The sequence below is a fragment of the Streptomyces sp. NPDC007929 genome (assembly GCF_042959065.1).
In the GTDB taxonomy this organism is placed as follows: Bacteria; Actinomycetota; Actinomycetes; order Streptomycetales; family Streptomycetaceae; genus Streptomyces.
In genome coordinates this window covers 267,255-280,610 of sequence record NZ_JBIBKD010000011.1, presented here as the reverse complement: position 1 = coordinate 280,610, position 13,356 = coordinate 267,255, and the positions used below count along the sequence as shown (strand labels likewise).

11 protein-coding genes are annotated in these 13,356 nt (G+C 73.1%); 8 read left to right on the top strand and 3 right to left on the bottom strand.

Going from position 1 to position 13,356, the window contains the following annotated elements:
• Nucleotides 1–47: 47 nt before the first annotated feature.
• Entirely contained in the window at nt 48–1,061 is a 1,014-nt protein-coding gene (locus tag ACFZDE_RS32755; protein WP_391001966.1) for an NlpC/P60 family protein, read from the top strand.
• A 33-nt stretch (nt 1,062–1,094) separates the two neighbouring features.
• Nucleotides 1,095–2,279: a hypothetical protein gene (locus tag ACFZDE_RS32750; protein ID WP_391206147.1), complete on the top strand. Its 1,185-nt coding sequence runs from the start codon at nt 1,095–1,097 to the stop codon at nt 2,277–2,279.
• A gap of 24 nt (nt 2,280–2,303) precedes the next feature.
• Here ACFZDE_RS32750 and ACFZDE_RS32745 read toward each other — a convergent pair whose 3' ends face one another.
• A complete protein-coding gene (locus tag ACFZDE_RS32745; RefSeq protein WP_391206144.1) occupies nt 2,304–2,834 on the bottom strand; it encodes a helix-turn-helix transcriptional regulator in 531 nt (176 codons plus the stop codon).
• 159 nt (nt 2,835–2,993) lie between these two features.
• Between ACFZDE_RS32745 and ACFZDE_RS32740 the strand changes: the two genes are divergently transcribed.
• Nucleotides 2,994–4,316, top strand: coding sequence for an MATE family efflux transporter (locus tag ACFZDE_RS32740; RefSeq protein WP_391001972.1), 1,323 nt, complete (start codon nt 2,994–2,996; stop codon nt 4,314–4,316).
• Here ACFZDE_RS32740 and ACFZDE_RS32735 read toward each other — a convergent pair.
• Nucleotides 4,277–5,515: a glycosyltransferase 87 family protein gene (locus ACFZDE_RS32735; protein ID WP_391206141.1), complete on the bottom strand. Its 1,239-nt coding sequence runs from the start codon at nt 5,513–5,515 to the stop codon at nt 4,277–4,279. The genes ACFZDE_RS32740 and ACFZDE_RS32735 overlap by 40 nt on opposite strands.
• Before the next feature lie 120 nt (nt 5,516–5,635).
• Here ACFZDE_RS32735 and ACFZDE_RS32730 point away from each other — a divergent pair, with 120 nt between their 5' ends.
• Nucleotides 5,636–6,778, top strand: coding sequence for a glycosyltransferase (locus ACFZDE_RS32730; protein WP_391206138.1), 1,143 nt, complete (start codon nt 5,636–5,638; stop codon nt 6,776–6,778).
• A 197-nt stretch (nt 6,779–6,975) separates the two neighbouring features.
• Nucleotides 6,976–8,562, top strand: coding sequence for a GMC oxidoreductase (locus ACFZDE_RS32725; protein ID WP_391206194.1), 1,587 nt, complete (start codon nt 6,976–6,978; stop codon nt 8,560–8,562).
• Between the two features lie 16 nt (nt 8,563–8,578).
• Here ACFZDE_RS32725 and ACFZDE_RS32720 read toward each other — a convergent pair whose 3' ends face one another.
• Nucleotides 8,579–10,375 carry an AMP-binding protein gene (locus tag ACFZDE_RS32720; RefSeq protein WP_391206136.1) on the bottom strand — a complete coding sequence of 599 codons (1,797 nt, stop codon included), beginning with the start codon at nt 10,373–10,375 and terminating at the stop codon, nt 8,579–8,581.
• A gap of 296 nt (nt 10,376–10,671) precedes the next feature.
• Between ACFZDE_RS32720 and ACFZDE_RS32715 the strand changes: the two genes are divergently transcribed.
• From ACFZDE_RS32715 to ACFZDE_RS32705, 3 genes are all read left to right on the top strand, one after another.
• Nucleotides 10,672–11,469 carry a metallophosphoesterase gene (locus ACFZDE_RS32715; RefSeq protein ID WP_391206133.1) on the top strand — a complete coding sequence of 266 codons (798 nt, stop codon included), beginning with the start codon at nt 10,672–10,674 and terminating at the stop codon, nt 11,467–11,469.
• A gap of 108 nt (nt 11,470–11,577) precedes the next feature.
• Nucleotides 11,578–12,018: an SRPBCC family protein gene (locus tag ACFZDE_RS32710; protein ID WP_391001984.1), complete on the top strand. Its 441-nt coding sequence runs from the start codon at nt 11,578–11,580 to the stop codon at nt 12,016–12,018.
• A 130-nt stretch (nt 12,019–12,148) separates the two neighbouring features.
• The gene (locus ACFZDE_RS32705) at nt 12,149–13,318 is read left to right on the top strand and encodes an ArsA-related P-loop ATPase (protein WP_391206129.1); all 1,170 of its coding nucleotides are present in this window, start codon (nt 12,149–12,151) and stop codon (nt 13,316–13,318) included.
• The last annotated feature ends 38 nt before the right edge of the window (nt 13,319–13,356 follow it).

Sequence of the window (13,356 nt, the reverse complement as noted above, 5' to 3'; positions counted from 1 at the left end):
ACTGTCTGCCGCGTTCCAGTCCGCCAGCGGAAGGAGAGCGGCTTCCCGTGGGGTCCCATCGCCGTCCTGCACCGTCCGGGTTCGACCGGGGCGCCGGTGCCGCGGTCAGCATCCTGTCCGTCACGGCCGCCGCCCTGGGCGCGGTACCGGCAGCCGCCGCACCGCACGACGATACCCGGGCCACCGTGGACCGCCTCTACGAGCAGGCCGAGAAGGCCACCGAGGCGTACAACGCGGCCGACGAACGTGCCGACCGGCTGCGTGCCGAGGTCGGCATCGCCCGGGACCGCGTCGCCCGCCAGCAGGAGCGCGTCAACTCCATGCGCGAGTCCCTCGGTTCGCTCGCCGGCGCCCAGTACCGCTCGGGCGGCATCGACCCGTCCCTCGCCCTGCTGTTGTCCGACGACCCGGACGACTACCTCGACCACGCCTCCCGGCTCGACCGTCTCACCGCCCACCAGGCAGGTGAGCTGAAGGCGCTCCAGGGCGCCATGCGCGAACTCGCCCAGGACCGGGAGGAGGCCGCCGGGAAGCTCCGCGAGCTGGAGACGAGCCGCAAGGCCGTGGCGGACCACAAGAAGACCGTCGAGCACAAGCTCGCGGCGGCCCGGCGGCTGCTCGGCTCCCTGCCGGACGCCGAGCGCGACGCCTACGGCCGCGCCTCCCGCTCCGGCCGCCCCGGCCTGCCCGATCTCGGCGGTGACGCCGCCGCCTCGGCACGCGGCTCGGCCGCCGTCGCCGCCGCCCGCAGCGCCCTCGGCAAGCCCTACGTCTGGGGCGCCAACGGACCCTCCGGCTTCGACTGTTCGGGGCTGATGCAGTGGTCGTACGCGCAGGCAGGGGTGGCCCTGCCGCGCACCTCGCAGGCCCAGCGGTACGCCGGCCGGCAGGTGCCGCTGTCCCAGGCGCGCCCCGGTGACCTGGTCGTCTACCGGGGCGACGCCAGCCATGTCGGGATGTACATGGGCAACGGCCAGGTCATCCACGCGCCCTACCCCGGCGCGCCCGTGCGCTACGACCCGGTCGGGATGATGCCCGTCTCGTCGGTCACCAGGGTCTGACCGGCCGGGCCCGGCGCCCGTACGATCGGGAACGTGGCTGGTCGAAGGTCGGGGTCCGCGCTGGTGGCGCTCGTCGTGCTGCTCGTCGCCCTGGCCGGGTGCGGCGGGCGGCCCGCGGCCGACAGTGCCACGGCCGAGGTGCAGCGGCTCCTGGACCGGCGGGCCGCGGCGGTCGTCGGCCGTGACGCGCGGGCCTATGAACGCACGGGCGCGGGGACTGACTTCGCCGACCTGCGCGCGGTGCCCGTGGCCGCATGGTCCTACCGGGTGACCGCGGTGCGCCGCACCGGCGACTCGGCCACCGCCGACGCCGAGCTGCGCTACCGGGTCGCCGGGTACGACCAGGCACCGGTGACCACGGGGCGCACCCTGCGGCTGAGCCGGGACGCGGACGGGCGGTGGTCCGTCGTCACCGACCGGCCCGCGAAGAAGTCGGCGCAGCAGCTGTGGGACCAGGGGACGGTGCACCTCGTGCGGGGCCGGAGCAGTCTCGTGCTCGGCGTCGGCCGGTCCGGGCAGTCGCTGCGGGACTTCGCGGACCTGGCCGACCGTGCCGTGCCGGCCGTGTCGGACGCGTGGGGCACCGACTGGGACCGGCGGGTCGTGCTGGTCGTGCCGAAGTCGCTGGAGGGGATGGCGGGGCTGCTCGGCTCGCCCGCCTCGTCCTACCGCGGGATCGCGGCGGTCACCACCGGCGAGACGGGGTCCCGGACCCGGGCGCCGGCGGACCGGATCATCGTCAACCCGGACGCGTTCGCGCTTCTCGGCGATCTCGGCGAACAGGTCGTCGTCACCCACGAGACCACCCATGTCGCCACCCGCGCCCGCACCACCGCGGCCACGCCCCTGTGGCTCTCCGAGGGGTACGCCGACTGGGTCGGCTACCGCGCCGCCGGCCGCACCCCCGCCGAGGCCGCTCCCGAGCTGTCCCGCGCGGTCGCCGACGACCGGGTCCCCACCGCCCTCCCGGCCGACGAGGACTTCGGGTTCACCGGCGACGCGAGCCGCCTGGCCCGCTCCTACGAGAGCGGCTGGACGGCCTGCCGGATGATCTCCGACCACTGGGGTGAGGACCGGCTCGGCGCGTTCTACCGGGCCGTCGGGGAGCACCGCGAGCGGGCCGGGGCGGTGGAGGAGGCGATGCGGAAGGTGCTGGGGACGACACCGGAGGCCTTCACCGAGCAGTGGCGCGAGTATCTGCGGCAGCAGCTGGGCTGACCCGGGCCCGGGGCGTGCGCGCTCTCACTCCGGCCGGTCGAGCAGTTCGACGGCCTCCCGCAGCCAGGCCCGTTCGGCCTCGCCCGTCGCCCGGGCCACGCGCAGCATGCCCTGGCGGAACAGGTCGTCCGCCTCCTCGGCGCGCACCGGTCTGCCGGAGTCGTAGAAGAAGCTCGTGGGGGTCTCCAGGAAGTCCAGCCGGCGGCGCAGCACCGCGGCCTGCTCGTGCCGGTCGGGCAGGTGGCGCAGGAACGCGAGGACGGTGTTGAAGCGCACCTGGTCGGTGATCTCCGTCTGCTTCAGGTCGCGCAGGCGGGCGAGCAGTTCCTCCCGGCCCTGGGCGGTGAGGGCGAGGATCCGGCGCGGGGCCGCGCCGGCGCCCGGCTCGGTGTGCTGGTCGAGCAGACCCGCCGTGGTCAGCCGGGTGATCGCCGGGTAGAGCGCGCCGTCGCTGACCGGCCGCACATGGCCGCTCAGCGCTTTGATGCGTTCCTTCAACTCATAGCCGTGCAGGGGCTCTTCGGCCAGGAAGCCCAGGATCGACAGCTCCAGCATGGTCCTCCTTGCGGGTGGTCGACACCGCATGCTACCTCTTAACGAGCTACCTCGAAACGAGCTATCGCGGATCGAGGTAGCTCGTATCGGGATAGCTCGTTCCGATGTCCGCATCCAGATGTCCACATCCAGCCGGCCGGATCCAGGGGGACCCTCACCGTGAACGCGCACCGCGCCCAGCTCGTGCTGCTCGCCCGGCCCGTCTACTTCTCGCTCCTGGCCTCCGTCGCCGCCGGGATCATCAACACCGTCTGGGTCGCCCGGCTGGGCGGACCGGCCGTGGCCGCCGTCGCCGTGGCGACCACCACGGAGAACGTGCTGCTCGGCATCGCCCTGGTCTTCGGCTCCGGCACCACCGTGCTGGTCGCCCATGCCCGGGGCGCCCGCGACCCCGCCGCCGTACGGGCCGCGGTGCGGGGCGGATGGGCGCTGTGGGCGCTGGTCACACCGGTGGTGGTGGTCTGCGGCCTGCTGGGGCGCGAACCGCTGGCCCGGTTGGTGCTGGGCGGGGCCGACGGCGCCGCCCTCCCGCTCGCCGTCGCCTACTTCACGCTCTCCATGCCCGGCCTCGCCGTCTTCTTCGCCCAGCAGCTCGTCGACGGCATCCTCAAGGGCACCGGCGACACCCGCACCCCGATGCGCCTGGCCCTGCTGGCCAACGGTCTGATCCTGGTGCTCGACCCGCTCTTCATCCACCTCCTCGGCGTCCGGGGCGCCGCCGCCGCGACGGTGCTGGCCCGGTGTGCGGCGCTCGGGGCCGGACTCGTCGCGCTGCGGCGCGGCACCGCGCTGCGCACGGCCCGCCGGGCCGCACCGGGCGAGCGCCTGCACGTCTCGCTGCGGCGGACGCTGCGGACCGGCCTGCCGATGTCCGCCGACTTCACCGTGCGGCAGACCGGCGCCCTGGTCCTGGTCGCGATCGTGGCCCGGCTCGGGGTGACGGCGGTGGCGGCGTACGCGATCGCCTACAAGGTGATGTACGTGGCGACCATGGCCTTCTACGCCGTCCGGCAGGCCGCCTCCATCCACACCGCGCACACGCGGGGCGCGGGCCGGGACGCCCGGCGGGCGATCGGACGGCAGGCCGTGATGCTCTCCGGCGCCCTCGGGCTGGCCGCGGCCGTGCTCCTGGCCGTCACGGCCCCCTGGATCATGGCCGCCTTCGGCGCCGGGCCCCGGGTCGCGGGCGAGGGCGTGCTGTTCCTGCGTTGCGTCGGGCCGTACCTGGTACTGCTGGGCTGTCTCATCGCGCTCGGCGGGGTCTTCGAGGGCGCCGGGCGGGCCTCGGTACTGCTGCGGGTGACCGTGCTCGGGACGGCGCTCCAGCTGGGACTCGCGTACGCCCTCACGGGGCTCGGGCTGCCGGGGGTGTGTCTCGCGGTGGCGCTCGCGGCGGGCGCGCAGTGCGCGGCGGCGGGGCTGCTGTTCCGGTGGGACCCGGCTCAGGAGGAGACGGTGGTCCCGTCGGTGCGGACGGGCTGAGCGGGCACGGGAGCCGGGAGGGCGCCCGGCACCGTCGCCTTCCACAGGGCGCGGGCCGCGATCAGCGCGGCGGCCACCAGCAGGCCGTTGCGCAGGAACAGCAGGGTGAGGCCGAGACCGTCACTGGCCACCACGTTGGCGAAGTAGTACGGGAACTCCAGCACCGTCACGAAGCACGCCACCAGCACCAGCGCCACCGGCAGGCGCATCCGGCTGCCCGGGAAGTACAGGCACACCGCCGCGAGCCCGACCAGCCACACCAGGTACTGCGGGCTGATCACCCGGCTGGTGGTGGTGAACATCAGCACGGCGACGAAGGCCGCGTCGGCCAGCGTGTGCTCCTCGAACCGCCGGGCCAGCAGCCGCCACAGCACCAGCCAGCCGAAGGCCGCCCCGGTCAGGAACAGCGCGCCGGTGCTCACCTCGCTCACATACGGCCCGAGGAACTCGATCGAGCCGTAGTTCAGCCGCACCTCGCCCTGCCAGCCGAAGTGCCGGGCGACGTGGAAGACCAGCGCGCCCAGCGACTCCACCTCGGTGCCCCGGTCGCGCTGGAAGGTCAGGAACGCGAACGCGCCCGGCATGGCCAGCGCGAACACCCCCGTCACCACGGCGCCGGTCACCAGGGCCGACACCCAGGCGCCGGGCCTGCGGGCGGCGAGGAGCAGCATCGCGGGCCACACCTTCAGCAGCGCTCCGAAGGCGGCCAGGGCCCCCATCGCCCTCGGGTGCCGGGCGCCCGCGAGCAGTGCGGCCATCGCCACGGCCGTGACCATCACGTCGTAGCGGGCGTACACCGTCGGGCCGAGCAGCGGGACGCCGATCACCCACACCCAGGCGCCGCGCAGCGACCGGCCAGGGCGGCGGCCCGCGTAGGTCATCAGGGCCAGCACGGCCAAATCGGTGACGCAGACCAGGACGTAGAACGCGGTCGCGTAGTCCAGGAACGGCAGCAGGCCGGGGGAGAGGATCGCCAGCGCGGCGGCGGGCGGGTACTGCCAGGTGACGTCGTGCAGCGGGAACGTTCCGGTGCTCAGGACGTCGAACCAGCCCTGGTAGATCACCCGCACGTCGCTCGTCACGTCCGGGCCCGGGAAGACGTACACCTTCAGCACGAACAGCAGCAGCACCAGCCTCGTGAGAGACCAGACCACCGGCAGCAGCCATGCTCGGAGCCGCCTCGTGCCCGTCGTCTTCACGTCGTGATCCCTGCCCGTTCGCCTGCCGTGTCGAGGGGGCCATGATGGGCCCGTCAGCTGTGAGCGTGCCATACGCGCTGCCGCCCAGGGCGGCGAGGGCGGTTCGGTAGGGTCGGCGGCGTGCGCAAGACCCTGATCGTGACGAACGACTTCCCGCCCCGGCCCGGCGGCATCCAGGCCTTCCTGCACAACATGGCGCTGCGGCTGGACCCGCAGCAGCTGGTCGTCTACGCCTCCACGTGGAAGCGGACCCGGGAGGGCGTCGAGGCGACCCGCGCCTTCGACGCCGAGCAGCCCTTCACCGTCGTACGCGACCGCACGACCATGCTGCTGCCGACGCCGGGTGCCACCCGGCGGGCCGTCGGTCTGCTGCGGGAGCACGGCTGCGCCTCGGTGTGGTTCGGGGCGGCGGCCCCGCTCGGCCTGATGGCCCCGGCGCTGCGCCGCGCGGGCGCCGAGCGGCTGGTCGCCACCACGCACGGCCACGAGGCCGGCTGGGCCCAGCTGCCCGCCGCCCGGCAGCTGCTGCGCCGGATCGGCGACGCCACGGACACGATCACCTACCTCGGCGAGTACACCCGCTCGCGCATCGCCCCCGCCCTGACGCCCGCGGCGGCCGCCCGGATGGCGCAGCTGCCGCCCGGCGTCGACGAGAAGACCTTCCACCCCGGCTCGGGCGGCGACGAGGTCCGGGCCCGGCTCCGCCTCACGGACCGCCCCGTGGTGGTCTGCGTCTCCCGGCTGGTGCGGCGCAAGGGGCAGGACACCCTGATCCGGGCCCTGCCCCGCATCCTCGCCACCGAGCCGGACACCGTCCTGCTGATCGTCGGCGGCGGCCCCTACGAGAAGGACCTGCGGCGGCTCGCGCACGAGACGGGCGTCGCCGCCTCCGTCCGCTTCACCGGCGCCGTGCCCTGGTCGGAGCTGCCCGCCCACTACGGCGCGGGCGACGTCTTCGCGATGCCCTGCCGCACCCGCCGCGGCGGCCTCGATGTCGAGGGTCTCGGCATCGTCTACCTGGAGGCCTCCGCGACGGGCCTGCCGGTCGTCGCCGGCGACTCCGGCGGCGCCCCGGACGCGGTCCTCGACGGCGAGACCGGCTGGGTGGTGAGAGGCGGTTCCCCCCAGGAGACCGCCGACCGCATCACCACGCTCCTCGGCGACCCCGAGCTCCGCCGCAGGATGGGGGAGCGGGGCCGGGAGTGGGTCGAGGAGAAGTGGCGCTGGGACCTGCTGGCGGAGCACCTCAAGAACTTGCTGTAGTGCGGTCGCCCCTCAGGGGCGCGGGGCTGTATCGATGTGCGGCTCCGCCGCGAGGGCGCGAACGACCACGGACCACCTGCACCCGCCGTCAAGGATCTAGGCGCACCCCACTAGGCGGAACCGCAAATTCCGCCGATGCTGCGCCCATGACATCCAACCTGACGCATCGTCATCTGACAAGACGTCAAATCCTCGGCATGGCGGCTCTCCAGACGGCCGCCACCCTCGGCTTCACCCGCGTCGGCCTCCAAAGCGCCAGGGCCGCCCAGCCGGACGCGGTCGACACCGCCCCGGCCATCGTCGTCGGCTCCGGCTACGGCGGCGCGGTCGCCGCCCTCCGGCTCGGCCAGGCCGGCATCCGCACGATCGTCCTGGAGATGGGCCGCCTCTGGAACACCACCGGCCCCGACGGAAAGGTCTTCTGCACCACCAGCGCCCCCGACCGCCGCTCCATGTGGTTCCGCACCCGCACCGAGGCCCCCCTGTCCAGCTTCCTGTGGCTGGACGTGGTCAACCGCGACATCGACCCCTACCCCGGCGTCCTGGACCGCGTGCACTTCGACCAGATGTCCGTGTACGTCGGCCGCGGCGTCGGCGGCGGCTCCCTGGTCAACGGGAGCATGGCGGTCACCCCGCCCCGGTCGTACTTCGCCGAGCAGTTCCCCACCGTCGACGCCGACGAGATGTACGGCACGTACTTCCCGCGCGCCCGCGCCGCCCTCGGCGTGAACACCGTCGACCCCGCCTGGTTCGAGTCGACGGAGTGGTACCGCTTCACCCGGGTCTCCCGCAAGCACGCCGAGAGGACGGGCCTGCGGACCACCTTCGTGCCGAGCGTCTACGACTTCGGCCACATGCGGCGCGAGGCGGACGGCACCGCTGTGAAGTCGGCGCTCGGCGGCGAGGTCATCTACGGCAACAACCACGGCAAGCGCAGCCTCGACAAGACCTACCTCGCCACCGCGCTCGGCACCGGCAACGTCACGATCCACACCCTGGAGAAGGTGCGCGCCGTCAGCCGCGCGCCGGACGGGACCTGGGTCCTGACGGCCGACCGCATCGACGAGACCGGCCGGGTCGTCCAGACCAAGGAGTACGGCTGCACGTACCTCTTCCTCGGCGGCGGCAGCCTCGGCACCACCGAACTGCTGCTGCGCGCCCGGGAGACGGGCACCCTGCCCCGCCTCGACGCCCGTGTCGGCGCCGGCTGGGGCACCAACGGCAATGTGATGCTGGGCCGGGCCAACCACCTGTGGGACACGGTCGGGGCGAACCAGTCGACCATGCCGGTCATGGGCATCGACGACTGGGCGAACACCGCCAACCCGGTGTTCGCCGAGATCGCCCCGCTGCCGATGGGCCTGGAGCACTGGGTGAGCCTCTACCTGGCGATCACCAGGAACCCCGAACGGGCGTCCTTCTCCTACGACACCGCCTCGGGCCGGTTGCGGCTGGGCTGGACGGCGGCCCACTCGGCGGTCTCGGTCGCCATGGCCAAGAAGCTCTTCGACCGGATCAACGCGGCCAACGCCACGATCTACCGCTACGACCTGTTCGGTTCGAGGAGCAAGGTCTTCGCCGACGACTTCACCTACCACCCGCTCGGCGGCTGTGTGCTGGGCCGGGCGACGGACGACTACGGCAGGGTCAGGGGCTATCCCCGGTTGTACGTCACCGACGGCTCGCTCGTGCCCGGGTCGCTCGGGGTGAACCCCTTCGTCACCATCACCGCGCTCGCCGAACGCACGATGGCGCGGGTCCTCGCCGAGGACACCGCGCCATAACCCTGCGGGCCGTGGGTCACTTGGCGTAGATCGCCTCGACCTCGTGCGCGTAGTCCTTCGCCACCACGTTCCGCTTCAGCTTCAGCGAGGGCGTCAGGTGGCCCGACTCCTCCGAGAACTGGGAGGACAGAATGCGGAACTTCCGCACCGATTCCGCCTTCGACACCGCGGCGTTGCCGTCGTCGATCGCCGCCTGGATCGCGGCCAGCAGGTCCGGGTCCTCGCTCAGCGACGCCGCGGTGGAACCCGCCGGCTTGCCGTGGTCGGCGCACCAACGGCCCAGGAACTCCTCGTCGATGGTGACCAGCGCGCCCACGAACGGCCGCCCGTCGCCCACCACCATGCACTCCGCGACCAGCGCGTGCGCCCGGATGCGGTCCTCGATCACGGCCGGGGCGACGTTCTTGCCGCCCGCGGTGACGATGATCTCCTTCTTGCGGCCGGTGATCCTGAGGTAGCCGTCCTCGTCGAGGGTGCCGATGTCACCGGTGTGGAACCAGCCGTCGGCCAGCGCCTCAGCGGACGCGCCGGGGTTGTTCCAGTACTCCTTGAACAGGTGCTCGCCGTGCAGCAGCACCTCGCCGTCGTCGGCGATCCGCACCACCGAGCCGGGCAGCGGCTGGCCGACCGTGCCGATCTTCTGCCGGTCCCAGGGGTTGAACGCGGTGGCCGCGCAGGACTCGGTCAGGCCGTAGCCCTCCAGGACCGTGAAGCCGATGCCGCGGAAGAAGTGACCGAGGCGCTCGCCGAGCGGGGCGCCGCCGGAGATGGCGTACTCGCCCCGGCCGCCGAGGACCGCGCGGAGCTTGCTGTAGACGAGCTTGTCGAAGGTCTTGTGCTTGATCTTCAGGCCGAACGACGGGCCCGAGGGGGTGTCCAGCGCCTTGCTGTACGCGATCGCGGTGTCGGCGGCCTTGTCGAAGATCTTGCCCTTGCCGTCGGCCTGCGCCTTGGCGCGCGCCGAGTTGTAGACCTTCTCGAAGACGCGCGGCACGCCGAGGATCAGCGTCGGGCGGAACGCGGCCAGCTCGTCGGTGAGGTCCTTGATGTCCGGGACCGTGCCCAGCTTGATCGGCGCCATCATGGGCGCGATCTGCACCAGCCGGCCGAAGACGTGCGCGAGCGGCAGGAAGAGCAGCACCGAGCACTCGCCGGTGCGGAACAGCGGACGCAGCCGCTCGACGATGTTGCCGCACTCGGCGAAGAAGCTGCGGTGGGTGAGCACACAGCCCTTGGGGCGGCCGGTGGTGCCCGAGGTGTAGACGATGGTCGCCGGGTCGTCGGCCTTGGCGAAGGAGCCGCGCTCCTCGACCGTCTGGTCGGTGACGTCCTGGCCGAGCCGGCCCAGCTCCTCGACACCGCCGCCGTCGATCTGCCACACGTGCTTGAGCGCCGGCAGCCCGTCGCGCACCGACTCGATCGCGGCGGAGTGGGCGTCCGACTCCACGACGCAGGCGGTCGCGCCCGAGTCGCCGAGGATCCACCGCACCTGCTCCGGCGAACTGGTCTCGTACACCGGCACGGTCACCGCGCCCGCGCTCCAGATCGCGAAGTCCAGCAGCGTCCACTCGTACCGGGTGCGGGACATCAGCCCCACCCGGTCGCCCGGCTGCACCCCGGCGGCGATCAGCCCCTTCGCGGCGGCGTGCACCTCGGCGAGGAACGCGGTGGCCGTGACGTCCTGCCAGCTGCCGCCGACCTTGCGGGCGATGACGGCGACGTCCGGGTGCTGCGCGGCGTTTCTGCGGACGATGTCGGTCAGATTTCCGTCCGCAGGGACCTCGTACAAAGCCGGAAGGCTGAACTCGCGCAAGACTGCTGCTCCTCATAGGGCGCCGGCGCCACGACGGTGTGTGCTGCGACGGTGCGGTCCAAGGCTCGGGGAGGTGCTCGGGCATTCACTTGTTGAAATGCAGAGCACGACTGGACTGCCCGGACGTTACCCGTCGGTATGGCTTCTCCGACAGGGGGTCCCGTCGAGATGTTCGCTGCGTCACACAGTTGGGTATTCCTTCGCGCACAGTAGTCCACGGACTAACTGACTGGCCAGTAACCGCAGGTCCGGCCGCCACTGTTCACGTCTGCCGCACACGCTTACGCTTGATCGTCATGGCACCCACACCAGCCCGCAATCACCGGACGCGCGTCCACGTGGTCAGCGACGTGCACGGCAACGCCCGCGACCTGGCCAGGGCCGGGGACGGCGCGGACGCCCTGGTGTGCCTGGGCGACCTCGTGCTGTTCCTCGACTACGCCGACCACTCCCGTGGCATCTTCCCCGACCTGTTCGGCGTCGAGAACGCCGACCGGATCGTCGCGCTGCGCACCGAGCGCCGCTTCGAGGAGGCCCGCGTCCTCGGGGCCTCGCTGTGGGCCGGCCTCCAGGAGAACCGCGCCACGGTGATCGAGGAAGCGGTGCGCAAGCAGTACGCCGAGTTGTTCGCCGCGTTCCCCACTCCGACGTACGCCACCTACGGCAACGTCGACATGCCGCCCCTGTGGCGGGAGTACGCCGGCCCCGGCACGACCGTCCTCGACGGCGAGCGCGTCGAGCTCGGCGGCCGGGTCTTCGGCTTCGTCGGAGGCGGCCTGCGCACCCCGATGCGGACGCCGTACGAGATCAGCGACGAGGAGTACGCGGCGAAGATCGAGGCCGTCGGCGAGGTCGACGTGCTCTGCACACACATCCCGCCCGAGGTCCCCGAGCTGGTCTACGACACCGTCGCCCGCCGCTTCGAGCGCGGCAGCCGCGCCCTGCTGGACGCCATCCGCCGCACCCGGCCCCGCTACTCCCTCTTCGGGCACGTCCACCAGCCGCTGGTGAAGAGGATGCGGATCGGGGCGACCGAGTGCGTGAACGTGGGGCACTTCGCGTCGACCGGGACGCCCTGGGCGCTTCAGTGGTGAGGACGCCCCAGGTCGGGTGAGATCCGCGGGTCCCGTGCGCGGTAGCCTTCACGCTGCACGCACCTGCGCACGACCTCATACCGGCCCGCATCTGGAGGAGCCACGGCGATGGCGGAACACACCAGCTCGAGCATCACCATCGAGGCGGCCCCGGCCGACGTCATGGCGGTCATCTCCGACTTCGCCCGCTACCCCGACTGGACCGGCGAGGTGAAGGAGGCCGAGGTCCTCAAGACCGACGCCCAGGGCCGCGCCGAGCAGGTCCGCCTCGTCATGGACGCGGGCGCCATCAAGGACGACCAGGTCCTCGGCTACACCTGGACCGGCGAGAACGAGGTGTCCTGGACGCTGGTGAAGTCCCAGATGCTCCGGTCCCTCGACGGCTCCTACATCCTCAAGCCGTCCGGTGCGGGCGGTACGGAGGTCACGTACCTGCTGACCGTGGACGTCAAGATCCCGATGCTCGGCATGATCAAGCGCAAGGCGGAGAAGGTCATCATCGACCGGGCGCTGGCGGGGCTGAAGAAGAGGGTCGAATCGGGCCAGTAGGAGCCGCGCCGCAGGGGCCCGCGTCCGGTGCCGGGTGCGGGCTCGTCGTGGCTCGTCGCGCCCGCGCGGCGGAGCCGCATGTTCAGCACAGCCCCGCGCCCTTGGCCCGCCCCGGGGTACGTTCAACCCCATGCGCACCCTCCTGATCACCGGCCCCGGCGGCAGCGGTCGTACCACCCTCGCGGCCGCGACCGCCCTGGCCGCGGCGGCCGAGGGTGACCGCACCCTCGTCCTCGGCACCGACCGCACGGACAGCCTCGGTGCCGCCCTCGGGGTCACGACCGGCCCCGACCCGGTCCGGGCCGCCCCGCACCTCACCGCCTGGCGTCCCGACGCCGCCCAGGACTTCCGCCGGGACCTCGTCGCCCTCCAGGACCGCGCCTCCTCCGCCCTGGACCTGCTCGGCGCCGCCCGCCTCGACGCCGAGGAACTCACCCCCCTGCCCGGCGCCGAGGAACTCGCCCTGCTGCGCGCCCTGCGGGACGCCGCGCTGTCCGGGCAGTACGACACCCTCGTCGTCGACCTCCCCCCGGCCCCGCAGGCCCTCGCCCTCCTCGCCCTGCCCGAGGAACTCCGCCGCTACCTGCGCCGCCTCCTGCCGCCCGAACGGCAGGCCGCCCGCGCCCTGCGCCCCGTCCTGGGCCGCCTCGCCGGCGTCCCCATGCCCGCCGAGTGGCTCTACGAGACGGCGGCCCGCTGGGACCTCGAACTGGCCGCCGTGGAGGCGGTCGTCGCCGACCGCGGCACCGTCGTACGACTGGTCGCCGAGCCCGGCCCCGCCGGTGCCGACGCGCTGCGCACCACCGGCCTCGGCCTCGCCCTGCGCGGTCTCGCCACCGACGTCGTGGTCGCCAACCGCGTCCTGCCCGAGGCCACCCCGGACACCTGGCTCGCAGGCCCGGTCGCCCAGCAACGCAAGACCCTGGAGGAGTGGCGCGAGTCGTACGACGTGCGCACCGTCGCCCACCTCGGACACGACCCGCGCGGCGCCGACGACCTCACCGCCCTCGCCGTGCCCGGCGTCACCGAGCGGGCCCCCGCCGCCGACTGGCCGGTGACCGACCGGCTCGGCGAGGACGGCGTGCTCGTCTGGCACATCCCGCTGCCCGGCGCCATACGCGACGAACTCGACCTCGTCCGGCGCGGCGACGAACTCGTCGTCACGGCCGGGCGCTTCCGCCGGGTCGTCCCACTACCCTCCGTGCTGCGCCGCTGCACCGTCGACGGCGCCGCCCTGCGCGACGGCGAGCTGCGGATCCGCTTCGCGCCCGACCCGCGGCTGTGGCCGCGGGACCGGTGAGACAGCGGCGCGCAGCGGCCCGGACACAGCCCGTCCCG